Genomic DNA, 21,608 nt, shown 5'->3' with positions numbered 1-21,608 from the left:
AGCGTTTTTACTGGAATTTGGTACGGGCTTCCTGCCAGGTGTCCTGCCTGGTCGCAGGGCCCGCAGCCAGTCTTGATCCATTCGTTACCCCCGGCGTCCGCCTACCCCTACTAAACGCCCGGTCCCATCTGCGGGTTCCCACCCCTTACGGATACAGTCACGGCCAGGCATCCACGGGGACAGGAGAGGGCCATTACCGGCAACCGGCAGACGAGCTGGGCGTTCGCCGACGCCTTTGTCGCCGAGGACGAGGCCACACGCTGGGCCCGTGACCGGGCCCAGGACGCGGGCCTGCCCTCGGTGTCTCCCGGTACCGGTGCCGCGCTACGCCTGCTGGCCGCCACCGCGGACGCCAAGGCCGTCGCCGAGATCGGGACGGGCACGGGCGTGTCCGGGCTCCACCTGCTGCACGGAATGCGGCCCGACGGCGTGCTGACCACCGTCGACCCCGAGCCCGAGCGCCAGCAGTTCGCCCGGGAGGCCTTCCGTGCCGCCGGGTTCGCCGGCAACCGCGCGCGCTTCATCCCCGGCCGCGCACTCGACGTACTCCCGCGCCTCGCGGACGGCGGCTACGACCTCGTGTTCTGTGACGGCGACCGCACGGAGTACCTGGACTACCTCGCTGAATCGTTGCGCCTGCTGCGGCCCGGCGGTCTCGTCTGCTTCGAGGGCGCCTTCTCCGACGGCCGGACGGTGGACTCCGGCCCGCAGCCCGTCGAGGTGCTGCGCATCCGCGAGCTCCTGCGGACCGTGCGGGAGAGCCAGGACCTGATGCCGGCGTTGCTCCCGGTGGGCGACGGCCTTCTCTGCGCCGTCAAGCGCTAGTCCCCGCGTCCCCGCACCCCTCCGGGCCCGGACATAGCACTGCCCCGGCATGTCTTGACGATGCCGGGGCAGTGAAAAAGTGTGGGCGCTTCCGCGTCAGCCGACGACCTTCTTCAGGGCGTCGCCGAGTGCATCGGCCTCGTCCGGAGTCAGTTCGACGACAAGTCGCCCGCCGCCTTCGAGCGGAACGCGCATGACGATGCCCCGCCCCTCCTTGGTCACCTCGAGCGGGCCGTCGCCCGTTCGCGGCTTCATGGCCGCCATGCTCGTTCCCCTTCCTGAAACCAGCTCATCGCAGCCGACAACCCAGGTGTCACCGGCATCGAACACATTGCTTCCAGGCCATTATCCCGCATGGCAGGACCCGATGACCAACATCGGTCTGCATCGCTTGCGCAACGCGCGCCCGCAAAACCACTCAATTCGGCGATGTGGCTGCGATACTTCGCCGCCTCTTACGCCTCCATGGCCAGGAATTCTTTGACGCAGGTCACATATCTCCCCTCATGTCGGAGCCCGATGATCTCCGTCATGCTGGGCTCGGACAAAGATGACCGGCGCAGGACCACTGGAGGGGATTCACCATGGCCGACACCGTGCTCTACGAGGTGAGCGACGGGCTCGCGACCATCACGCTCAACCGCCCCGAGGCGATGAACGCGATGAACATCGAGGCCAAGGTCGCCCTGCGGGAGGCGGTGCAGTCGGCCGGGTCGGACCCCGCGGTCCGTGCCGTACTGCTCACCGCGACCGGGCGCGCCTTCTGTGTGGGGCAGGACCTGAAAGAACACGTCGGTTCCCTCATGGCGGACCGCGCCGCGGGCACCGGACAGACGATGAGCACGGTGCGGGAGCACTACAACCCCGTCCTGCGCGCGCTGACCGGGATGGCCAAGCCGGTCGTCGCCGGGGTCAACGGCGTCGCGGCGGGCGCGGGTCTCGGCTTCGCCCTCGCCGCCGACTACCGGATCGTCGCGGACACCGCGCGTTTCAACACGTCCTTCGCCGGGGTCGCGCTGACCGCCGACTCGGGCGTCTCCTGGACGCTGCAGCGCGTGATCGGGCCCGGCCGCGCGAGCGACCTGCTGCTGTTCCCGCGCAACATCGGCGCGCAGGAGGCGTACGACCTGGGCATCGCCAACAGGGTCGTCCCCGAGGCCGAGTTGGCGGCCGAGGCGGAGAAGCTGGCCCGCACCCTGGCCGAGGGCCCCACCCTCGCCTACGGGGCCCTCAAGGAGTCGCTCGCCTACGCGGCGGGCCACACCCTGGAGGAGGCCCTGGAGAAGGAGGACGAGCTCCAGGCGAAGGCGGGCGCGTCCGAGGACCACGCGATCGCCGTCCAGGCGTTCCTGGACAAGGCGAAGCCCAAGTACCTGGGCCGCTAGGCCGTTCTAGCCGTCCTGGGGGACGCGGATCACGCAGTCGTCCAGGTGGTCGTTGACCAGGCCGCAGGCCTGCATCAGGGCGTACGCCGTGGTGGGGCCGACGAATCGGATGCCGCGCTTCTTCAGGGCCTTGGACAGGGCCGTGGACTCGGGCGTGATCGCCGGTACGTCGGCCAGCGCGCCCGGGGCCTTGCGGGTTGCCGGGTCCGGCGCGTGCGACCAGATGAGTTCGTCGAGCTCTCCCTCGGACCAGTCGGCGAGCACGCGCGCGTTGGCGAGGGTCGCGTCGACCTTGGCGCGGTTGCGGATGATGCCGGGGTCGGCGAGGAGTCGCTCCCGGTCGGCGTCCGTGAACCGCGCGACCGCGGCGATCTCGAAGTTCGCGAAGGCGGCACGGAAGCCCTCGCGGCGGCGCAGGATCGTGATCCAGGAGAGGCCCGACTGGAAGGCCTCCAGGCAGAGCCGCTCGTAGAGCGCGTCGTCCCCGTGGACCGGCCGGCCCCACTCCTCGTCGTGGTACGCCACGTAGTCCTCGGTCGAGAGGCCCCAGGGGCAGCGCAGTCTGCCGTCCGGGCCCGCCACCGCGTCGCCGCTCACCGTTCGTTCTCCTCTTCGGCCGCGTCCTTCAGGTGCTTCGGTGCCTGCGGGGCCGGCTGGTCCTCGGGCATGGCCGGGGCGTGCGTCTTGAGGAGGCCGGGGCCGCCGACCGCGGTGGCCTGGACGCCCGCGAGGGCCGCCTCCAGCTCCGCGATGTGGGCGTCACGCTCGGCGAGTTCGGCGGCGACACGGCCGAGCGCGTCGTCCACGTCCGCCATGCGATAACCCCGCACGGTCAGCGGGAAGCGCAGTGCCTCCACGTCCGCGCGGCGCAGGGCGCGGTCCGGCGGCAGCGGGTCGGTGAACCGCTCGGCCGGCACGTCGGGCAGCACGGCGCGCTCCCCGCCGCCCACGACGGCCAGGGTCACCGCGCCGACCACCACGACGAGGGCGATGACCAGGAACAAGAACAAGACCATCTCTTCAGGCCCCCACGCTCGACTGCCGTGCTGAAACTGTCAGGCTCTGATCGTGCCATGCCCCTGTGACAGTTAAGGTCGCAGGCGGCCGGACCGCGGCACCGACGAAGGAGGCTCACCGGGGATGCTCAGGCTTGGCAGGCGTGAATTCGACGCGCACGAGCCGGTGATCATGGCGATCGTGAACCGGACCCCTGACTCCTTCTACGACCAGGGCGCCACGTTCCGTGACGAGCCCGCGCTCGCCCGCGTGGAGCAGGCGGTGTCGGAGGGCGCCGCCATCATCGACATCGGCGGGGTCAAGGCCGGCCCCGGCGAGGAGGTGACGGCCGAGGAGGAGGCGCGCCGTACGGTCGGTTTCGTCGCCGACGTGCGCAAGCGGTTCCCCGATGTCGTCATCAGCGTTGACACGTGGAGGCACGAGGTCGGTGAGGCGGTCTGCGAGGCGGGCGCGGATCTCCTGAACGACGCGTGGGGCGGGGTCGATCCCCGGCTCGCGGAGGTGGCGGCGCGCTACGGAGTGGGTCTGGTGTGCACGCACGCGGGCGGTGCCGAGCCGCGTACCCGCCCCCACCGGCTCGCGTACGACGACGTCATGGCCGACATCCTCTCGGTCACCCTGGGCCTCGCCGAGCGCGCGGTCGCGCTCGGAGTGCCGCGTGAGTCCGTGATGATCGATCCCGGGCACGACTTCGGGAAGAACACGCGGCATTCGCTGGAGGCGACGCGGCGGCTCGGGGAGATGGTCGACACCGGGTGGCCCGTCCTGGTGTCCCTGTCCAACAAGGACTTCGTCGGCGAGACGCTCGACAAGCCGGTCAAGGAGCGGGTGCTCGGGACGCTGGCCACGACCGCGGTGTCGGCCTGGCTGGGGGCGCAGGTGTACCGGGTGCACGAGGTCGCCGAGACGCGGCAGGTCCTGGACATGGTCGCCACCATCGCCGGGCACCGGGAGCCCGCCGTGGCCCGCCGTGGCCTGGCGTAGCGGAGCGAACGGCCACCGGGCGGGCCAAGCGTGGGCCCGCCCGGCAGAGGGCCCAGGGCCCTAGCGGCCGACTTCCTTGGTGACCAGGGTGACCGCCTCGTCCACGTCGTCCGTGACGTGGAAGAGGTGCAGGTCGTGCTCGGACGCCTTGCCGCCGGCCACCACCGTGTCGCGCAGCCAGTCGACGAGGCCGCCCCAGTACGCCGAGCCGAAGAGGACGATCGGGAAGCGGGTCACCTTGCGGGTCTGGACGAGCGTGAGGGCCTCGAAGAGCTCGTCCAGGGTGCCGAGGCCGCCGGGCAGGACCACGAAGCCCTGGGCGTACTTCACGAACATGGTCTTCCGCACGAAGAAGTAGCGGAAGTTCACGCCGATGTCGACGTGCTCGTTGAGGCCCTGCTCGAAGGGCAGCTCGATGCCGAGACCCACGGAGACGCCCTTGGCCTCCCGCGCGCCCCTGTTGGCGGCCTCCATGGCGCCGGGGCCGCCCCCGGTGATCACGGCGAAGCCCGCGTCGACGAGCGCCTTGCCGATGCGGACACCCGCCTCGTACTCCAGCGAACCGACCGGCGTGCGTGCCGAGCCGAAGACGCTGATGGCGCTGGGGAGTTCGGCGAGCGCGCCGAATCCCTCGACGAACTCGGACTGGATGCGCATGACCCGCCAGGGGTCGGTGTGCACCCACTCCGACTGACCCTCGGCGTCGGTGTCGAGGAGACGCTGGTCGGTGGTGCCCGGGGTGATCTGCTCACGCCGCCGCACCACGGGCCCCAAGTGCTGCTCGTCCCGCGGGCCCTGCCCTTCTGGACTACCCATGAACATCCCCTTCCGCTGACACTCTTGCTCGACGTGCCACTTCAGCGTAGGTCTACGGGCGTTACACGCGTCGCATCCTCAACGGAACTCAGGATGTCAACCAGGCGCTGAGCCGCTTCTCGGCCTCCGGGATGAGGGATGCCTCCACCCGCTCGTCGATCTTGTGGGCGAGCAGCGGGTTGCCGGGGCTGTAGTTCACGGCGGGCACGCCGAGCGCGCTGAAGCGGGAGACGTCCGTCCAGCCGAACTTGGGCTGGGCCGTGCCGCCGACCGCCGCCATGAAGGCCGCGGCGGCCGGGTGGTCCAGGCCGGGGCGCGCGGCGCCCGTGTGGTCGTCGACGATGAACTCGTCGATCTCGCAGTCGGCGAAGTAGTCGCGCACGAAGGCGAGTGCCTCGTCCTCGGAGCGGTCCGGCGCGTAGCGGAAGTTGACGACGACGGTGCACTCGTCGGGGATGACGTTGGTCGCGACGCCGCCCTCAACGCGTACGGCGTTGAGGCCCTCGTGGTACTGGAGGCCGTCGACGACCGGCTTGCGCGGCTCGTACGCGGCGAGCTTCGCGAGGATCGGCGCGGCCTTGTGGATGGCGTTCGAGCCCATCCACGCGCGCGCGGAGTGCGCGCGCGTGCCCTTCGTCTTCAGGAAGACCCGCAGGGTGCCCTGGCAGCCGCCCTCGACCTGGTTGTCCGTCGGCTCCAGGAGGACGGCGAAGTCGCCCGCGAGCCAGTCGGGGTGGGCCTCGGCGACGTGACCGAGGCCGTTCAGGTGGGCGGCGACCTCTTCGTTGTCGTAGAAGACGAAGGTGAGGTCGCGGTTCGGCTCGGTCACGGTCTGCGCGATGCGCAGCTGGACGGCGACGCCCGACTTCATGTCGCAGGTGCCGCAGCCCCACAGGATGCCGTCCTCGTCCAGGCGCGAGGGCACGTTGTCCGCGATCGGGACGGTGTCGATGTGCCCGGCGAGGATCACGCGCTCGGCCCGGCCCAGGTTGGTGCGGGCCACCACGTTGTTGCCGTGCCGGTCGACCGTGAGGTGCGGCAGGCCGCGCAGGGCCGTCTCGATCGCGTCCGCGAGGGCCTTCTCCTGGCCGCTCGGCGACGGGAAGTCGACCAGCTGGGCGGTGAGCGCGGCAGCGTCGAGCGTGAGGTCGAGCGACGCGTCGTGTGAGGTCTGAGCCATGGTTTCGACCCTAACGCCCCTCGGCGCGCCGCCCTGTCGGTGGCCTCCAGTACCTTGGTCGCGTGCCTGAGCCCCCCACCCTCGTCCGGCGCGGCCGCCTCCTCCGTATCGGGGCCGCGGTCGCGGTCCTGCTCGCGCTCGTGGGCTATGTGGTCGTCCAGTACGTCTTCGGAGGCAAGGCCGCGCCACGCTGCCAGGTCGTCTCGGGCAACGGCGACGGGGCGTCGTACGAATTCGGCGCCGAGCAGGCGGAGAACGCGGCGACGGTCGCCGCCGTGGGCACCTCCCGCGGCATGCCGGAGCGGGCGGTCACCATCGCGCTGGCGACGGCCCTGCAGGAGTCGGGTCTGCGCAACATCAGCCATGGCGACCGGGACTCGCTCGGCCTCTTCCAGCAGCGGCCCTCGCAGGGCTGGGGCAACGAGAAACAGATCATGGACCCGGCGTACTCGGCGGCGCGTTTCTACGACCACCTCAAGGACGTCCCGGGCTATTCACGACTCCCCCTGACCGTCGCCGCGCAGCGCGTGCAGCGCAGCGGCTTCCCCCAGGCGTACGCGAAGCACGAGCCGGACGCCGTACTGCTCGCCGCCGCGCTGACCGGCCGCGCCCCCGCCACCCTCACCTGCGAGGGCCGCACGGCCGACGAGCCGGGCGATCCGGCGAAGGTGCGCGCCGCCCTGGTCCGCGACTTCGGCCGGGAGGTGGCGCCGGAGAGCGGCAGCAGCACCGTCACTGTGCCGGTGAACCCCACGGCGTCGGGCGCGGGGGGCGGTGGCGGGCAGCGGGGCTGGGAGCTCGCGCACTGGGCGGTGGCCCAGGCGTCCGCGCTCGGCATCGAGCGTGTCTCGTACGGCGGCCGGGAGTGGAGCGCCGACGGCTCGGGGAAGGAATGGCGCAAGCCGGGCAAGGCGGGCGGAACAGGCGCGGACGAGCGGCCCACCGACGGCGGAACGGGCGCGGGCGACGTCCGAATTGTCATTGGACAGTAGTACGGCGGGCCACCCGATCGAGGCACGCTGATCACCCACGGACAAAGTGCCGCCCAGAGGTTCACGCACCCGCATCGGCATCCACCGGACCCCTTGTGAGCACAGGGCATTGACGTTTCAGCAGCCTCGCATGCGCTGATCGTTTTGCCCGTTTTTATCCACAGCCGATTATGCGATGCATTGCCAATTCTTTACGTTGGCCCACCGCAACCTTCGAGGGCTTCGAGCGGTAGTCACTGCGTCCGAACGCCGGGCCCCATCCGGCCGGACACACCAACGTCTTCCCCTGTCTGAAGGAGCATCATGTCCCTCCCCCTGACCCGCCGGATCGCCCGCGCCGCGCTGCTCATCGCAGCGGGGGCGGCTCCCGTGGTCGGTGCGGCCGGCTCCGCAAGCGCCGCCCAGCTTCCGGCCGCCCCCGACCTGGGCGGTGTCACCGCCCTGGACAGCGCCGGTCTGGGCAACACCGTCGACGGCGCAGCTCAGAACACCACCGGTCTCGCGGGTGAGACCGGCAGCAAGGCCGTGAAGAAGGGCGTGCCGACCGCGGGCAAGGTCGTCGGATCGGGCGCCAAGACCGCCACTCCCGTCGCGCAGAAGGCCGCGGGCGACCTCGCGGGCAGCGCCGGTGACGTGGTCGGCGACACCGCGGGCACCGCCACCAAGGGCGGCCTGCCGACCGATGCGGTCACCAAGGGCGGACTGCCCACCGACCAGCTGCCGGTCAAGAGCCTGCCGATCGGCTGACCGCCGCGCATCTGAGAGGAGGGCCCGGAGCCACTGGCTCCGGGCCCTCCTCACGCGTCTGCCACCGCGCGCCGTCAGCGGCTCAGGTGAGTCGTTCGACCGCTGCGGCCACGCGTTCGTCCGAGGCCGTGAGCGCCACGCGCACGAAGCGGTCGCCCGCCGGGCCGTAGAAGTCACCGGGCGCCACGAGGATGCCCAGGTCCGCGAGGTGCCCGACCGTGTCCCAGCAGGACTCGTCGCGGGTCGCCCAGAGGTAGAGGCTCGCCTCGCTGTGCTCGATGCGGAAGCCGTGCTTCAGGAGGGCGTCGCGCAGGGCGGTGCGGCGGGCCGCGTACCGCTCGCGCTGCTCGTGGACGTGCTGGTCGTCGCCGAGCGCGGCGACGACCGCCGCCTGCGTCGGCGCGGACGTCATCATGCCGCCGTGCTTGCGGATCTGGAGCAGCTCACCGAGGACGTCCGCGTCACCGGCGATGAACGCGGCGCGGTAGCCCGCGAGGTTCGACCGCTTGGAGAGCGAGTGGACGGCGACGATCCCCTCGAACGAACCGCCGCACACGTCCGGGTGCAGGACCGAGACCGGCTCCGCCTCCCAGCCGAGCTCCAGATAGCACTCGTCGCTCACGAGGAGCACCCCGTGCTCGCGCGCCCAGGCCACGGTGCGGGTCAGCTCGTCCTTGGACAGGACGCGGCCGGTGGGGTTGGAGGGCGAGTTGAGCCAGAGCAGTTTGAGGTTCGTGGGGTCCAGGTCCGTCGGGTCGTCGTACGAGACGTACTCGGCGCGGGCCAGACGCGCGCCCACCTCGTACGTCGGGTAGGCGAGGCGCGGGTAGGCCACGACGTCACCCGGGCCGAGGCCCAGCTGCGTCGGGAGCCAGGCCACCAGTTCCTTGGAGCCCACGACCGGCAGGACGTTGTGGTGCGTGACGTCGCGTGCGCCGAGGCGGCGCTCGCACCAGCCGGTGATCGCGTCGCGCAGTTCGGGCGTGCCCCACACCGTCGGGTAGCCCGGCGAGTCCGCCGCCGCGACCAGCGCTTTCTGGATCAGCTCCGGGACCGGGTCGACCGGGGTGCCCACCGAAAGGTCGACGATGCCGCCGGGGTGGGCGGCCGCCGTGGCCTTGTACGGCTCGAGCTTGTCCCAGGGGAAGGCGGGAAGGCGGCCGGAGAGACCGGAGACTACGGACACGTGCTGACTCCCGTACTGCGTGTACGTACTGCGTGTATGGGGAAATGCCTCGGTCCCGCACGGCGGGATGTGCCGTACGGGACCGAGGCGGCGCTTCAAGCTGCCGTTACTGGTTCTGCGGCGGCAATGCGGCGATGAAGGCGTGGTCGCGCTCGATCAGGCCGAGCTTGCTGGCACCACCGGGCGATCCGAGCTCGTCGAAGAACTCGACGTTCGCCTTGTAGTAGTCCTTCCACTCTTCAGGAGTGTCGTCCTCGTAGAAGATCGCCTCGACCGGGCAGACCGGTTCGCAGGCTCCGCAGTCGACGCATTCGTCCGGGTGGATGTACAAGGACCGGGAGCCCTCGTAAATGCAGTCGACCGGGCACTCCTCGATGCACGCCTTGTCCTTGACGTCGACACAAGGCTGCGCGATGACGTAGGTCACGCTGTCGTTCCTCCTCGATACGGGCGTTGGCGGGCCGTCCTCAGGCTCCGCTCGCCTGGCGCGCGGGAGCGCGGCGTCGTCGATGCCCGCCTCTAGTATCTCCGTTCCCGGGCATGATCCGAACAGGAGGGGCGTACAGAGCTGTGGAATTCACTGCGGGCGGACGGCTTGAGGTGCGCATCAGCCCTGCTGACGTGGGCAAACGGGTGTCGGTACGCCGCCTGAACGAAGGGCCCGGGACGGGTGGCAAGTTCACTGACACGGTGGGCGTTCTCACATCGTGGAACGACGGTGTGGTACTGATCACACGCCGCGACGGCGAGCGTGTCCACATCGCGGAGAGCTTCCTGGTGGCGGGCAAGGTCGTCCCCTCCGCCCCGGCCCGCAGGCGCGGCCCGGCGGCCTCCTACCGGGAGCTGGCCCGGGTGGCGGCGCGCGCCTGGCCGCCCGTGGAGAGCGAGCCGCTCGGCGAGTGGGAGCTGCGCGCGGCGGCCGGATTCACCCGGCGGGCCAACTCGGTGCTGCCGCTGGGCGATCCGGGACGGCCGCTGGACGAGGCCCTGGCGTACGTACGTCAGTGGTACGCGGAGCGGGAGCTGCCCGCGTACATCCAGACCGCGACCGGGGCCGAGGACACCCAGGAGCTGCTCTGCGCGGAGCTCGAGGAGCGGGGCTGGGAGCGCGAGGTGAGTTCCGCGATCCACGTCGGCGCTCTCGCGCCCCTCGGCGACGCGGACGTGCCCGGAGCAGGGGCGGAGCAGGTGGTCCTCGCGCGCTCCTGCGACGAGGCGTGGCTGCGTCGGTACAAGCGGTTCAAGGTGCCGGGCCCCCATGTGCGCAAGGTGCTGGCGGGCGGCCCCTCGGTGTGGTTCGCTTCCGTGCCCGGGGCCTCTCCTGACGCGGGGCCCGCCGCGATCGGGCGGTGCGTCGTGGACGGACGCTGGGCGGGATTCATGGCGGTCGAGGTGGATCCGGCGCACCGCAGGCAGGGACTGGCGACGGCGGTGATGGCCGCGCTCTCCCGGCAGGCGCTCGCCGAAGGCGCCTCGGCGGCCTGGCTGCAGGTCGAGGACGACAACGAAGGTGCGCGGGCGCTGTACGGCGGTCTTGGCTTCGCCGCGCACCACACCTACCACCACTATCGATACCCGTCGGCTCGGTAGCTCCTACCGGCCGGCTCGGTAAGTAAGGCACGAGGCACGCATGCACGAGGAGTCAAGGACGGCCGCGTCCCGGCGGCGGTTCGCCGAGGAGGCCAGGTCCGAGCGGCCCGACCTGTCCCTGCTGTGCCTCCTGCTGAGCGCGGAGGCGGACCCCGGGCTCGACGACGACGGCATCGACGCGGCGCAGATCGAGCTCGACCGGCTCGCCGGGCAGCTCCCCTACCGCCCCGGCGGGGCCCGGGAGTGGGCGGCCGCCCTCGCCGAACTCCTCGGCGCGCAGTGCGGGTTCATGGGCACGCCCGCCGATTACCAGCGCCTTGAGTCCTCCCTGCTGCACGAGGTGCTTCGGCGCCGCCGCGGCCTTCCGATCCTGCTCTCCGTGGTGTGGATCGAGGTGGCCCGCCGGGCGGGAGCACCCGTCTACGGCGTCGCGCTGCCCGGTCACTTCGTCGTCGGCTTCGGCACCCGCGAGGAGCAAGTGCTCACCGACCCGTTCGCCGGCGGGCGGCTGCTCACGGGCGCGGACGCGGAGCTGCTCGTCGCCGGGTCGGCGGGCGGCACGGTGTCCGCGTCGATGCTGACGCCCGCCGATCCGCTGAACATCGTGCTGCGCATCCTGAACAACGTCCGCGCCTGGGCGGCCGCCCGCCCCGAGCGCTCGGACGTCGCGCTCTGGGCCGTGGAGCTCTCCCTGCTGCTGCCCGCCCACCCGGCACGGCTGCGCTACGAACGGGCCCAACTGCTCGTCCAGCGCGGGGACTTCCTCGCGGGCGCCGCCGAGCTGGAGGAGTACGCCGACGTGGTGACGGCGGTGGAGCCAACCACGGCGGACCGCGTGCGGGACCAGGCGCGGGCCGCCAGGGCGATGCTCAACTGAGGGTCTTGGCAGTGCGGGCGTAACGCCCGGGTGCGATGCCCACCATCCGCTTGAAGTGCCGGCCGAGGTGTGACTGGTCGTAGAAGCCGGCGGCGGTCGCCACCTCTCCCGGCGGCTGCCCCGCCAGGAGGAGACGGCGGGCGCGGTCGACGCGGCGGGACATGACGTACTGGTGCGGTGCGATGCCGTAGGCCCCGCTGAAGGCGCGCACGAGGTGCGTGGGGTGGGCGTGGACCAGGCGCGCCGCCTCGTCCAGGGTCACGCCGTCGAGGAGCCGCTCGTCGAGGAGGTCACGGAGGTTCTGGGCGACGCCCCGTCCGGTGTCGCCCGGGGTGCCGGTGGTGACCCTGGGGCGCAGGTGGCCGCGCAGGCGCTCGCTGATCAGCGCGAGGCGGCTCTCGGCCTCCAGCTCGTCGCCCCGGCACGCCAGGGCCGCGTGCAGCTGGCCCACGCGGGTGCGCAGGACGGGGTCGACCAGGTCGGGGCCGTCCACCGCGGGGCCGATGAGGCTCGCGTCCAGCTGTGTCATGTCCAGGTAGAGCACGCGCTTGCGGAAACCGTCGGGGGTGGCGGGCGAGCCGTTGTGCGGGACCTGGGGCGGCAGCAGGGAGACGGTGTCGCCCGGAGTGCCGTGCTCGTGCCGGTCCAGGTCGTATCGGACGGCTCCGTCGTCGACGATCAGCAGGGTCCACGCGTCATGGACGTGCATCGGGTACGCGTGCTCCGTGAAATGGGCGTGGAAGACCTCCACGACACCCGCGACCGGCGGGCGCCATGCGGATATTTCCTGCCGGACCACCATGCAAAGAACGTACAAGACGTGGCGGCGGTCCACTCGGCAGTCTCATTGCATGAGAACCACCGCTACCGCTGAGACAGACACCGCCGCGACGACGGACGAGGCCCCCGTCCGCTTCGACACCAAGATCGCCGTCCTGCTCCGTGACGACCTGGAGCCCTGGCAGCGCCTCAACGTGACCGCGTTCCTGGTCAGCGGGCTCGGCACGGCGGCGCCCGAGGTGATCGGGGAGCCGTACGAGGACGCCGACGGCACCCCCTATCTGTCGATGATCCGCCAGCCCGTCCTGGTCTTCGAGGGGACGAAGGAGACCATGAGCGCCGCGCACAAGCGCGCTCTCTCGCGTTCGCTGCCGAGGGCGGTGTTCACGTCCGACCTGTTCACCACCGGCAACGACCGGGACAACCGGGCCGCGGTGCGCGCCGTGCCGACGGATCAGCTCGACCTGGTCGGGCTCCTCGTCCACGGTCCGCGCAACGCGGTCGACAAGGTCCTCAAAGGGGCCCGGATGCACCCTTGACCGACGGGGGCGGAACCAAGGGGTGAGATCGGATCGCTATCGATCGGCCCGGCCGGGCACGAAGCACCTATGCACCCCCAATCCCCCGAGCGGCGGCGTCTCTTCGCCGATCAGGCGCGGTCGGCGCAGCCTGATCTCGCCCTGCTGTGCCTGCTGATCGGCGCGGAGGCGGACCCGGACCTCGACGACGCGGGCATGCGCTTGGCGCGGCACGTCCTCGACCGCCTTGCCGACCAGCTGGCCGAGCGGCTGCCCGACAAGGCCGACGGCCCACGGCCCTGGGCGCTCGCGCTCGCCGAACTGCTCGGCACACGCCACGGGTTCAAGGGCAGGCCCGGTGACTACCAGCACCTCCGGTCCGCGCTGCTGCACGAGGTGCTCCGACGGCGCAGAGGACTGCCCATCCTGCTCTCGGTGGTGTGGATCGAGGTCGCCCGTCGTGCGGGTGTGCCCGTCCACGGGGTGGCCCTGCCCGGCCACTTCGTGGTCGGCTTCGGCGCCCACGAGGAGCAGATCCTCGCCAACCCGTTCGCGGGCGGGGACGTATTGACGCCCACGGACGCGGAGTTGCTGGTCGCCGGGGCCACGGGCACGCCCCTCGTGCCGTCGATGCTGAGTCCCGCCGGGCCCCTGGACATCGTCCTGCGCGTCCTCAACAACATCCGCGCGTGGGCAGCGGCCCGGCCCGAGCGCTCGGACGTCGCGCTCTGGGCGGTCGAACTCTCCCTGCTGCTGCCCGCGCACTCCGACCGGCTGCACTACGACCGCGCCCAACTCCTGGTCCAGCGCGGCGACTTCCTGGCGGGCGCCCTGGAGATCGAGACGTACGCCGACGTCCTGGCCGCCACTGACGAGGATGCGGCGGCGCGACTGCGCCAGGAGGCGCTCGGGGCGCGGGCGATGCTGAACTGACTTATGCGGTGCGGCAGTTCAGAGCCAGCCCTTGTCGCGGGCCACCTTGACCGCCTCGGCGCGGTTGCGTACGGCGAGCTTCTGGATGGCCGTCGAGAGATAGTTGCGGACCGTGCCCGCGGAGAGATGCAGGGCCGTGGCCAGCTCGGCGTTGGTGGCGCCGTCGGCCGCCGCGCGCAGGATCTCGCGCTCGCGGTCGGTCAGCGGGTTCGCGCCTCCGGCGAGCGCGGCAGCCGCGAGCGTGGGGTCGATGACCCGCTCCCCCGCCAGGACCTTGCGGACCGCGTCGGCGAGCTGGGCCGCGGGGGCGTCCTTGACCAGGAAGGCGTCGGCGCCTGCCTCCATGGCGCTGCGGAGATAGCCGGGGCGGCCGAAGGTGGTGAGGACCACGATCTTCAACTCCGGCAGCTCCGCGTGGAGTTCGGCCGCCGCCTCGATGCCCGTGCGGCCGGGCATCTCGATGTCGAGGAGCGCCACGTCCACCGTGTGCTCGCGCGCGGCCGCGAGCACCTCGTCCCCGCGGGCCACCTGCGCGACCACCTCGATGTCCGGCTCCAGGCCGAGCAGCGCGGCCAGCGCCTCGCGGACCATCGACTGGTCCTCGGCGAGGAGCACCCTGACGGCGGGCACCGCACTGTTCGTACTCATGCGGAGGATCCTAGGGCGGAGGCGCCGGGCGCCGGCTCCGCGCCCCGCTCGAGCGGCACCCTGGCCGTGAGCCGGAAGCCCCTGCGCACGCCCGGACCCACGTCGAGGACGCCGCCGACCGCCTCCACGCGCTCGGCCAGACCCGCCAGGCCGTTGCCCCGGGCGGCGGCGGAACCGCCCCTGCCGTCGTCCTCCACCGTCAGCTCGACCACCGGACCGTCGAGGGTGTGCCGTGCGGTGAACGCCACCGTGCAGCGGCGCGCACCGCTGTGCCGCACGACATTCGTCACCGCCTCGCGCAGCGCCCAGGCCAGCGCCGTCTCCCCTTGCTCGCCCGGCAGCACGACGGGCACCTCAAGGGGTACGTCGGCCTCGACACCGGCGGCGGTCAGCGCCGTGCGCGCGCCCGCGAGCTCACCGGCGAGGGTGCGCCTGCGGTAGCCGGAGACCGCCTCGCGCACGTCCACCAGGGCCTGGCGGCTGACCTGCTCGATGTCGGCCACCTGCTGCGCGGCCTTGTCGGGGTGGGCCGGGAGCATGCGTCCGGCCAGCTCGCTCTTCAGGGTGATGAGGGAGAGCGAGTGGCCGAGGAGGTCGTGCAGATCGCGGGCCAGCCGCAACCGCTCCTCGTTCGCGGCCAGTTGGGCGACGGTTGCGCGTGCCTGGCGCAGCTGGATCGTCGTACGCACCAACTGGCGCACCCCGGTCATCGCGAAGCCGACCAGGAGGGTCAGCACGGCGAGACTCCCGAGCAGGTCCTCGACGCTGTCGGTGCGCAGGCCGATCGCGACCATCACGCCCGTGACGGCCGGGATGACCCATGTGGCGTGCCACAACGGCAGCACCGCCCCGGCCGACACGGCCACGTACACGAAGAGACCGAGCCAGGCCGTGCCGAAGGCGAACGAGAGGGCGGCCGCCAGCGCGAGCAGCACACCGAACGACACATGCACCACACGCCAGTCGTGCACCCTGGAGGTGTAACGGAAGACCAGGGACAGGTAGCAGACCACGAAGGCGGTCAGGCCCGCACAGCCGAGCGCGGTGGCCGCGCCGCCCCGCTCGGCGCCGATCAGGTCCTCCACCGGACTGGCCAGGAAGACGAGCCAGATGCCGATCCAGAGCACCTTCGTCAGCACCTGGCGGCGGCCGGCCGGCGGGTGCCCGAAGGTGTCCAGCGGGTGGGACCGGTCGGTGTCGTCGGCACGCTCGGTGCGCTCGGTGCGGTCGGTGTCGCTCACGCCTTCGATGTGTCCTTCCGGTACAGCCATGCCGCGCCGCCCGCGAAGAGGACGAAGTACCCGACGAGGAGTACGACGTCCTGCGCGTGCGGGGCTTCGCCCAGTTCGATGGCCTGTCCGAGGGCAGCGTACGCATGGGTCGGCAGCCAGGTCGCGATGTCGCTCAGCCACCCCGGGAAGGTCGCCGTGGGCATCCACAGGCCGCCGAGCACGGAGAGCCCGAAGTACACGATCATCGTGATCGGGCGCACGGCGTCGCCGGTCGCGAGATAGCCGATGGCCACGCCGAGCGCGGCGAAGACGAGGCTGCCCGCCCAGATCGCGCCGGTCAGGGCGAGCCACTGCCAGGCTTCCAGGCATACGTCCTTGACGGCCGCGGCGACCACGAACACCACGACGATCGACGGCAGGCTGACCATGGCGGCACTCGCCGTCTTCGCGATGACGTAGCCGCGCCCCGGCAGGCTCGTCAGCCGCAACTGCCGCACCCAGCCGCTCTCGCGCTCCTTGGCGATGCGCTCGCTGTTGCCCATGAGGACGGCGGTGAGGGCGCCGAACGAGGCCATCGACACCATGAAGAAGGCGGGCAGCGCGAGCCCCGTGTCCCCCACCGTCTCCTTGCTGTCCTGGCCGCCCGCGATGATCAGGAAGAGCATCGCCGGATAGATCACCGAGAAGAACAGGAACTTCTTGTTCCGCAGGGCGCGGACGATCTCCAGCTTGATCAGCATGCCCCCGCCTCCTTCTTGGCCTCCTCGACCGACCTGCCGGCCTCCTTGGCGGCGGTGATCGCCACGAAGGCCTGCTCCAGGCCGAGGCCCGCGACCTCTAGGTTGCGGGGGTAAAGGCCGAGCCCGTAGAGCCCGTGCACGGTGGCGTCGGCGTCCGTCGACCGCAGGCGTACGGAGTGGTTGGAGACGTCGACGGCGGTGAGGAACGGCAGGGCGCCGAGCTTCTCCGTGAGCGCGGCGTCCAGCTCGGGGAGGTCGAAGGAGACCCTCCGCGCCCCGGCCATCGCCTTGATCTCGGCGGCCGTGCCGTCCGCGAGGAGTCGGCCGCGATGCAGGACGAGCACCCGGTCCGCGATCACGTCGGCCTCCTCCAGGTAGTGCGTGGCGAACAGGACCGTGCGCCCCCGGTCGGCCTGCTCGCGCATGGTCGCCCAGAAGGCCTGGCGCGCGGTGACGTCCATGCCGGTGGTCGGCTCGTCGAGGACGATCAGGTCGTTCGCTCCAGCGGTCGCGAGTGCGAATCGCACACGTTGTTCCTGCCCGCCGGACAGCTTGTCGACCTTCCGGTCGGCGAGCTGGGTGAGGCCCGCGGCGGCCAGCACGTCGTCGGCGCGGTGCGGCCTCGGGTGCAGATCGCAGGCGAGCCGCACCAGCTCGCGTACGGTGACCCCCGCCATCAGGCCGCCGCTCTGCAGCATCGCGCCGACCCGGCCCGCGGTGATCGCCTCGCGCGGACTCGTGCCGAAGACCCGCACGATGCCGCTGTCCGCGTCGCGCAGGCCGAGGAGCAGGTCGAGCGTGGAGGACTTGCCCGCGCCGTTCGGCCCGAGGAGAGCGACGGTCTCGCCGGGGCGGAGATCGAGCGTGAGGTCGTCGACGGCCCGGACGTCCCCGTATGCCTTGGTCACCTGGTAGAAGCTCACCGCTGCCACCGCTGTGGAACTCACTGCGTTCATGTGATCCATCGTCGCGAAGACGCGGCGGGCGGCGGCAGTGTCGTGTGTGCCGGGTTCGGGATGACGGATGTCATGCCGTCGCGCTCGTTCATGCCGGAGGCCGGACGGATCACTGACGTGAGCCGTCCGGCCTCCGGGTGCGTACGGGGATCAGCTCGCGTTCGTCTCGATCACGCCGATCCGCTCCGCCGGCGTCTTGCCGATCAGCGCCTTGTTCATCGCGGCGGCCACGTCCGTCGGCTGGACCGGGGTCTTGTCGCCGTTGCCGCGCTGGATCAGGATGCCGTCGAAGACGTTGCCGTAGAGCTTCTTGAGCTCGACGGTGTTGTAGTGCACCTGCAGCGTGCCGTTCTTGAGCACCTTCGTCTCGAGCACCTTCGGCAGCGACTTCGCCGGGCCGAACGGGATCGACGCGTTGCCCGCCTTGATCGTGACGTTGGCCGACATGGCGGGCTTCGCGAAGCGCGTCATGAACTTGTCGACCTCGGCGTTCGGGACGGTCGGCTTGCGGGTCGTGACGGGCAGCGCGACGGTGCCGGCACTGCCGGTCTCGACCTGCTTCTTGTACGCCTCCGAGACCGCCTTCGTCGAGGCGGCGGCGTCGATGCCGTTGCCCGCCTTGCCGTACACGGGGACGGCCTTGCCGGGCACGAACTTGACCGTGCCCTCCTTGGCCGAGCCCGAGCCGCCCGCGGCGCGCTCCAGGGCGGCCGCCAGCTTCTCCTCGTCCACGGGCATGACCGGCTCGGCGACGCGCGCGCCGCCGAAGAGCGAACCGATCACCGAGACGGGGTTGTAGTCGCTGCCCGCGGCCTCGCGGACGGTCGCCTGGCTGTCCAGGGTCAGCCCCGCCTGGTCCGGGCTGAGCGTGACCGTCTCGCCGTCGACCGACAGCTTCAGGGGCTTGGCGACGCGCTCGCCGATCTCCGCGTCGAGCTTCTTGACGGCCTCGTCGCGCGTGCCGCCCCCGATGTCGACGCCGAGCGCGGTGGTGCCCTTGGGTACGTCGGCGTGGTTCATCAACAGCCCTGCGCCGTACGCCCCGCAGGCCACGACGACCACGGCGACGGCCACGAGAACGAGCTTGTTGCGGCCCTTCTTCTTGGCCGGGGCCGCGGCGACGGGCACGTTCGGCTGCACCGGCTCGGGCAGCTTGGGCGGGGTGTGCGGCACGGGCCCGTCGGTCTGCGGGGCCGTGGCGAACGGCGAGTTCTGCGCCGGCGGCACCACGGGGATGCCGCTGGTCAGGGTGTCGCCGGAGACGTTGGTCCCGGGAGAGGGCGCGCTCGGGCCGCCCGGGATGGAGCCGGGGCCGCCGGGGACGGGACCGCCCGCGGCGGGGGGCCGCTGGCCGCCGCCGGGGCCCTGGAGCGGGCCCGCCTTCTGCGGCGTGAGGATGGCGGTGTCGTCGCCCATCACGGGGGCACCGGCGCCCGCGCCCGAACGGGCCGCGGGATTGGCCGGGTTGGGACGATTGCCGGGGTTGCCCTGGTTGCCGGGATGGCCGGGTCCGCCCTGATTCGGCGCCGCCATCGGGTTCGCCCGGCCCGCCGGGTTGGCCTGGTTCGCCGGGTGGGACGGATCGGCGGGCTTCGGCGCCAGCGGTCCTTCGCCGGTCACGGGTCCGCCGGTCGGCCCCGAAGGACCGCGGCCACCCTCACCCGCGCCACTTCCGGAGAAGTACGGCAGGTCGCCGCGCTGCGGGTCGCCGCCCTGCGGCGCACCCGTGCCGAGCGGACCGGCCGCCACGGCGCCGGAGACGTCGAAGGAGCCCGTACCCGCACCGGAACCATCGCCGCCCGAATTGCCGGAATTGGGCGCGGGGTTCCCGCCGTTCGTCGCCGGGCCGCTCTTGCGCGGCGCGAACCAGTCGCTCGTCTTCTCCTCCGCCGGAGCGGAGGGCGACGAGGGCCCGGCGGCGGCAGGCCCCGCGGGCGCGGAGCCCGACGCGGGAAGCCCGGCGGAACCGGGACCGCCCGCGGCGTCGGCGGACCCCTGGCGTCCGGCGCCGTCAGCGGCGTCGGACGCCGCGCGGCCACCGTCCAGCGGACGTGACGCACCGGGGTCGCTGTCCACGACGGGCGTGCGCATGACGACCGGTGGGATGGGCCGCGACCCGGGGATGTTGATCCGGATACGCGTGGTCAGCGTGGTCTCGGTCTTGGGCTCGTCGGGCCGCTCGTCGGCGGCCTGCCGCTGCGCGCCGTCCACGGCGCCGTCCGACGCGGCACCCTGCGCGGGGGAGCCGTACGGCGGCGTCCCCGAGGGGTAAGCGGCTCCACCGCGCCCCTGGGGCCCGGAGGACGAACTGTCAGTTTCACGACTCAAGGCAGGTTCTCCCGGTTGGCTCCGCCGCCCGTGCTCCCCGCGCGGAAGGAAATTCCCTCCGGCCGGAGGCTGGGGGAGGCTCGGCGGCGCGCACCACCATACTGGCCGCCGTCGGCACTCATCCTGTGACCGCCGTCAAACCCGTGCGGGACACGGGTTGAAGTGGTACGTCACTTGCCAAGTCGGGCGGCGGGCCCGCCTGGTTGCGGTCGCTGCCCGAGGGTGGCACACATCACAGCGACCGCCATCCCGCCCAGCAGGTAGGCGTACGAGCCGATTCCCGCCCCGAAGAGGAAGTCCCCCTCGGGCCGGCTGGCCGTGAGCAGCATGACGGAGACGAGCCAGCCCGCCGCCGGCGCCACCGCCCCCGCTCTGGTGCCGACGGCACGCGTCCCTCCGTGGAAGAGCCCCGCGGCCCCGAGGAGCGCGAGCAGCAACCCGCCCGGGAACCAGGCCCCTTGGACGAGGGCGCCCGCGGCGCCGACGACCGCCCCCAGCACGAAGAGGCCTGCGTACGAGGCGAAGCGGCCGAGATTCAGCGGCTGCGCGAGGGCGCTGCCGCCCGGCGGGGAAGCGGCGGACGACGAACCGGAAGCCGGCGACGCTGCCGACGTGGCACGCGAACGAGTACTCACGGCGTCGTCACCCCTTCGAGCCCTTCGAGCCCCGCGTGAGCGAGCCCCGCGAACAGATCGGTCTCACGCTCGCCGTCCATCGCACCGCTTCCTCCTCGTACCAATTCGTAGTACTCCACATCGAAGATCGGCTGCGCCAGCCCGTTCGACAGAACGAAGAGCGGTCCCTGCACCTCGATCTGCGTGGCGTGCGCGCGCATCGCCGCGGCCTTCGCCGGGGCGAAGGCGGTCCCGTCGATCTCCGTCGTGATCCGCTCGTCGTCCGTCACGCCCGGCACGTCCGCGACCACGCCGGGGGTCGTGAACGGTGAGTGCCGCAAAGCCCCCTCCATCCACCGGAACCGCTCTTCGACGACGGAACGCGGTGCGCGGTTCCAGTAGATCTTGGCGATGGTGTGAGGTTCGCCGAGATCCGCGCGGAAGGCGCTCTCGGCCGCGAGGTCCGCGGCGCGCATCGCGACGCGGTGGGCCTGGATGTGATCGGGGTGGCCGTACCCGCCGTCCGGGTCGTACGTCACGAGCACCTGGGGCCGCACCTCGCGGATCACCTCGACGAGGTGCGCGGCGGCGGCGTCGAGATCGGCGGACCAGAAGGCGCCCGCACGGTGGTTCTGCTCGACGCCCATCATCCCGGAGTCGCGGTAGCGGCCGGTGCCGCCGAGGAAGCGGTGGTCGGCGACGCCGAGCTGCTTCATCGCGGCGGCCAGCTCGCCGATGCGCTGCGGCCCGAGCGCGTCCTCGCGGTCGGGCGCGAGATGGGCGAGGCCGGGCGGGATGACCTCGCCCTCCTCGCCCAGCGTGCACGTCACCAACGTGACATGGGCGCCCTCGGCCACGTACTTGGCCATCGTCGCGCCATTGTTGATCGACTCGTCGTCGGGGTGCGCGTGCACGAGCAGCAGACGCCGGGCGGGCAGTTCCGTCATGGGACCACCCTACGAGCACCCCGCGCGCTGATCAGAACGTGCTGATCTGAACGTGCCGCGCCTTGATCAGAACTTGATGTCGCCGATCATCCCCGCCACGTTCGTCGTCAGCTCATTGATCGTCGGGGCGATGGAGGAACTCGCCAGATAGAAGCCGAGCAAGACACAGACGATCATGTGGCCCGCTTTCAACCCTGACTTCTTGACCAGCAAGAAGACAATGATCGCCAGCAGCACCACCGCCGAAATCGAGAGTGCCACGGCGGCTCACCTCCAAGTCCCAGACCCTGCACCAGTGCGGACGCCAGCAGGT

The 21,608-nt window shown here is 71.7% G+C and carries 25 protein-coding genes; 9 read left to right on the top strand and 16 right to left on the bottom strand.

The window, feature by feature from the left end:
- The first annotated feature begins 126 nt into the window (after positions 1–126).
- Positions 127–825 (top strand): O-methyltransferase, encoded by a 699-nt coding sequence (locus tag ACZ5U5_RS35020; RefSeq protein ID WP_453690014.1) that lies wholly within the window; start codon positions 127–129, stop codon positions 823–825.
- Between the two features lie 96 nt (positions 826–921).
- Here the strand turns inward: ACZ5U5_RS35020 and ACZ5U5_RS35015 are convergent, their stop codons facing one another.
- Entirely contained in the window at positions 922–1,089 is a 168-nt protein-coding gene (locus ACZ5U5_RS35015) for a DUF3117 domain-containing protein (protein ID WP_003966491.1), read from the bottom strand.
- Positions 1,090–1,409: 320 nt separating this feature from the next.
- Here ACZ5U5_RS35015 and chcB point away from each other — a divergent pair, with 320 nt between their 5' ends.
- Positions 1,410–2,210, top strand: coding sequence for a 2-cyclohexenylcarbonyl CoA isomerase (gene chcB / locus ACZ5U5_RS35010; protein ID WP_469029975.1), 801 nt, complete (start codon positions 1,410–1,412; stop codon positions 2,208–2,210).
- A 6-nt stretch (positions 2,211–2,216) separates the two neighbouring features.
- Here the strand turns inward: chcB and ACZ5U5_RS35005 are convergent, their stop codons facing one another.
- Positions 2,217–2,807 (bottom strand): DNA-3-methyladenine glycosylase I, encoded by a 591-nt coding sequence (locus ACZ5U5_RS35005; protein WP_469029972.1) that lies wholly within the window; start codon positions 2,805–2,807, stop codon positions 2,217–2,219.
- On the bottom strand, positions 2,804–3,226 hold the full coding sequence (locus ACZ5U5_RS35000; protein WP_469029970.1) for a DivIVA domain-containing protein: 423 nt from the start codon (positions 3,224–3,226) through the stop codon (positions 2,804–2,806). The genes ACZ5U5_RS35005 and ACZ5U5_RS35000 overlap by 4 nt, the downstream gene beginning before the upstream one ends.
- Before the next feature lie 124 nt (positions 3,227–3,350).
- On the opposite strand from ACZ5U5_RS35000, the gene folP reads away from it, so the two are divergent.
- On the top strand, positions 3,351–4,211 hold the full coding sequence (folP, locus tag ACZ5U5_RS34995; protein WP_469029967.1) for a dihydropteroate synthase: 861 nt from the start codon (positions 3,351–3,353) through the stop codon (positions 4,209–4,211).
- A gap of 60 nt (positions 4,212–4,271) precedes the next feature.
- Here the strand turns inward: folP and ACZ5U5_RS34990 are convergent, their stop codons facing one another.
- Both ACZ5U5_RS34990 and dapE read right to left on the bottom strand, forming a co-directional pair.
- Positions 4,272–5,027, bottom strand: coding sequence for an LOG family protein (locus ACZ5U5_RS34990; RefSeq protein WP_469029965.1), 756 nt, complete (start codon positions 5,025–5,027; stop codon positions 4,272–4,274).
- A gap of 88 nt (positions 5,028–5,115) precedes the next feature.
- Positions 5,116–6,207 (bottom strand): succinyl-diaminopimelate desuccinylase, encoded by a 1,092-nt coding sequence (gene dapE / locus ACZ5U5_RS34985; protein WP_469029962.1) that lies wholly within the window; start codon positions 6,205–6,207, stop codon positions 5,116–5,118.
- A 62-nt stretch (positions 6,208–6,269) separates the two neighbouring features.
- On the opposite strand from dapE, the gene ACZ5U5_RS34980 reads away from it, so the two are divergent.
- Positions 6,270–7,199 carry a VldE C-terminal domain-containing protein gene (locus ACZ5U5_RS34980; protein WP_469029960.1) on the top strand — a complete coding sequence of 310 codons (930 nt, stop codon included), beginning with the start codon at positions 6,270–6,272 and terminating at the stop codon, positions 7,197–7,199.
- Between the two features lie 303 nt (positions 7,200–7,502).
- The gene (locus tag ACZ5U5_RS34975; RefSeq protein WP_469029957.1) at positions 7,503–7,946 is read left to right on the top strand and encodes an ATP-binding protein; all 444 of its coding nucleotides are present in this window, start codon (positions 7,503–7,505) and stop codon (positions 7,944–7,946) included.
- 82 nt (positions 7,947–8,028) lie between these two features.
- Here ACZ5U5_RS34975 and ACZ5U5_RS34970 read toward each other — a convergent pair whose 3' ends face one another.
- Both ACZ5U5_RS34970 and fdxA read right to left on the bottom strand, forming a co-directional pair.
- The gene (locus ACZ5U5_RS34970) at positions 8,029–9,132 is read right to left on the bottom strand and encodes a bifunctional succinyldiaminopimelate transaminase/glutamate-prephenate aminotransferase (protein WP_469029955.1); all 1,104 of its coding nucleotides are present in this window, start codon (positions 9,130–9,132) and stop codon (positions 8,029–8,031) included.
- A 106-nt stretch (positions 9,133–9,238) separates the two neighbouring features.
- Positions 9,239–9,559: a ferredoxin gene (gene fdxA, locus ACZ5U5_RS34965; protein WP_030573070.1), complete on the bottom strand. Its 321-nt coding sequence runs from the start codon at positions 9,557–9,559 to the stop codon at positions 9,239–9,241.
- A 143-nt stretch (positions 9,560–9,702) separates the two neighbouring features.
- Between fdxA and ACZ5U5_RS34960 the strand changes: the two genes are divergently transcribed.
- Positions 9,703–10,722 (top strand): GNAT family N-acetyltransferase, encoded by a 1,020-nt coding sequence (locus ACZ5U5_RS34960; RefSeq protein WP_469029951.1) that lies wholly within the window; start codon positions 9,703–9,705, stop codon positions 10,720–10,722.
- 40 nt (positions 10,723–10,762) lie between these two features.
- Complete coding sequence (locus ACZ5U5_RS34955; protein ID WP_469029949.1) at positions 10,763–11,599, top strand: transglutaminase family protein; 837 nt, start codon at positions 10,763–10,765, stop codon at positions 11,597–11,599.
- Here ACZ5U5_RS34955 and ACZ5U5_RS34950 read toward each other — a convergent pair.
- A complete protein-coding gene (locus ACZ5U5_RS34950) occupies positions 11,592–12,401 on the bottom strand; it encodes a helix-turn-helix transcriptional regulator (RefSeq protein WP_469029947.1) in 810 nt (269 codons plus the stop codon). The two genes, ACZ5U5_RS34955 and ACZ5U5_RS34950, sit on opposite strands and share 8 nt — an antisense overlap.
- Before the next feature lie 49 nt (positions 12,402–12,450).
- Between ACZ5U5_RS34950 and ACZ5U5_RS34945 the strand changes: the two genes are divergently transcribed.
- Positions 12,451–12,918 (top strand): DUF2000 family protein, encoded by a 468-nt coding sequence (locus ACZ5U5_RS34945; RefSeq protein WP_469029944.1) that lies wholly within the window; start codon positions 12,451–12,453, stop codon positions 12,916–12,918.
- Between the two features lie 69 nt (positions 12,919–12,987).
- On the top strand, positions 12,988–13,830 hold the full coding sequence (locus tag ACZ5U5_RS34940) for a SirB1 family protein (protein WP_469029941.1): 843 nt from the start codon (positions 12,988–12,990) through the stop codon (positions 13,828–13,830).
- 18 nt (positions 13,831–13,848) lie between these two features.
- Here ACZ5U5_RS34940 and ACZ5U5_RS34935 read toward each other — a convergent pair whose 3' ends face one another.
- The 8 genes from ACZ5U5_RS34935 to ACZ5U5_RS34900 form a co-directional block, all read right to left on the bottom strand.
- On the bottom strand, positions 13,849–14,478 hold the full coding sequence (locus ACZ5U5_RS34935) for a response regulator (RefSeq protein WP_469029938.1): 630 nt from the start codon (positions 14,476–14,478) through the stop codon (positions 13,849–13,851).
- Positions 14,475–15,656 (bottom strand): sensor histidine kinase, encoded by a 1,182-nt coding sequence (locus ACZ5U5_RS34930; RefSeq protein ID WP_469030604.1) that lies wholly within the window; start codon positions 15,654–15,656, stop codon positions 14,475–14,477. The genes ACZ5U5_RS34935 and ACZ5U5_RS34930 overlap by 4 nt, the downstream gene beginning before the upstream one ends.
- A gap of 59 nt (positions 15,657–15,715) precedes the next feature.
- Positions 15,716–16,450: an ABC transporter permease gene (locus ACZ5U5_RS34925; protein ID WP_469029935.1), complete on the bottom strand. Its 735-nt coding sequence runs from the start codon at positions 16,448–16,450 to the stop codon at positions 15,716–15,718.
- A complete protein-coding gene (locus ACZ5U5_RS34920) occupies positions 16,444–17,406 on the bottom strand; it encodes an ABC transporter ATP-binding protein (protein WP_469029932.1) in 963 nt (320 codons plus the stop codon). Before ACZ5U5_RS34920 ends, ACZ5U5_RS34925 begins: the two co-directional genes overlap by 7 nt.
- A 150-nt stretch (positions 17,407–17,556) precedes the next feature.
- Positions 17,557–19,734: a hypothetical protein gene (locus tag ACZ5U5_RS34915; protein ID WP_469029930.1), complete on the bottom strand. Its 2,178-nt coding sequence runs from the start codon at positions 19,732–19,734 to the stop codon at positions 17,557–17,559.
- A gap of 170 nt (positions 19,735–19,904) precedes the next feature.
- Positions 19,905–20,273 carry a DUF6113 family protein gene (locus ACZ5U5_RS34910; RefSeq protein WP_469030601.1) on the bottom strand — a complete coding sequence of 123 codons (369 nt, stop codon included), beginning with the start codon at positions 20,271–20,273 and terminating at the stop codon, positions 19,905–19,907.
- Between the two features lie 92 nt (positions 20,274–20,365).
- Complete coding sequence (mshB, locus tag ACZ5U5_RS34905) at positions 20,366–21,295, bottom strand: N-acetyl-1-D-myo-inositol-2-amino-2-deoxy-alpha-D-glucopyranoside deacetylase (RefSeq protein ID WP_469029928.1); 930 nt, start codon at positions 21,293–21,295, stop codon at positions 20,366–20,368.
- Between the two features lie 66 nt (positions 21,296–21,361).
- The gene (locus tag ACZ5U5_RS34900) at positions 21,362–21,556 is read right to left on the bottom strand and encodes a hypothetical protein (RefSeq protein ID WP_344521425.1); all 195 of its coding nucleotides are present in this window, start codon (positions 21,554–21,556) and stop codon (positions 21,362–21,364) included.
- Positions 21,557–21,608 lie beyond the last annotated feature (52 nt).

This window comes from Streptomyces sp. NPDC033177 (assembly GCF_055577715.1).
Note: the sequence above shows the minus strand (reverse complement) of the source record. Positions and strands in the feature narration are given on the sequence as shown.

Excerpts from the sequence above, each read along its gene's own strand:
- ACZ5U5_RS35015 (WP_003966491.1), bottom strand. The coding sequence starts at position 1,089 with ATGGCGGCCATGAAGCCGCGAACGGGCGACGGCCCGCTCGAGGTGACC.
- chcB (WP_469029975.1), top strand. The coding sequence starts at position 1,410 with ATGGCCGACACCGTGCTCTACGAGGTGAGCGACGGGCTCGCGACCATC.
- ACZ5U5_RS35000 (WP_469029970.1), bottom strand. The coding sequence starts at position 3,226 with ATGGTCTTGTTCTTGTTCCTGGTCATCGCCCTCGTCGTGGTGGTCGGC.
- folP (WP_469029967.1), top strand. The coding sequence starts at position 3,351 with ATGCTCAGGCTTGGCAGGCGTGAATTCGACGCGCACGAGCCGGTGATC.
- ACZ5U5_RS34990 (WP_469029965.1), bottom strand. The coding sequence starts at position 5,027 with ATGGGTAGTCCAGAAGGGCAGGGCCCGCGGGACGAGCAGCACTTGGGG.
- dapE (WP_469029962.1), bottom strand. The coding sequence starts at position 6,207 with ATGGCTCAGACCTCACACGACGCGTCGCTCGACCTCACGCTCGACGCT.
- ACZ5U5_RS34975 (WP_469029957.1), top strand. The coding sequence starts at position 7,503 with ATGTCCCTCCCCCTGACCCGCCGGATCGCCCGCGCCGCGCTGCTCATC.
- ACZ5U5_RS34955 (WP_469029949.1), top strand. The coding sequence starts at position 10,763 with ATGCACGAGGAGTCAAGGACGGCCGCGTCCCGGCGGCGGTTCGCCGAG.
- ACZ5U5_RS34950 (WP_469029947.1), bottom strand. The coding sequence starts at position 12,401 with ATGGTGGTCCGGCAGGAAATATCCGCATGGCGCCCGCCGGTCGCGGGT.
- ACZ5U5_RS34945 (WP_469029944.1), top strand. The coding sequence starts at position 12,451 with ATGAGAACCACCGCTACCGCTGAGACAGACACCGCCGCGACGACGGAC.
- ACZ5U5_RS34940 (WP_469029941.1), top strand. The coding sequence starts at position 12,988 with ATGCACCCCCAATCCCCCGAGCGGCGGCGTCTCTTCGCCGATCAGGCG.
- ACZ5U5_RS34935 (WP_469029938.1), bottom strand. The coding sequence starts at position 14,478 with ATGAGTACGAACAGTGCGGTGCCCGCCGTCAGGGTGCTCCTCGCCGAG.
- ACZ5U5_RS34925 (WP_469029935.1), bottom strand. The coding sequence starts at position 16,450 with ATGCTGATCAAGCTGGAGATCGTCCGCGCCCTGCGGAACAAGAAGTTC.
- ACZ5U5_RS34920 (WP_469029932.1), bottom strand. The coding sequence starts at position 17,406 with ATGAACGCAGTGAGTTCCACAGCGGTGGCAGCGGTGAGCTTCTACCAG.
- mshB (WP_469029928.1), bottom strand. The coding sequence starts at position 21,295 with ATGACGGAACTGCCCGCCCGGCGTCTGCTGCTCGTGCACGCGCACCCC.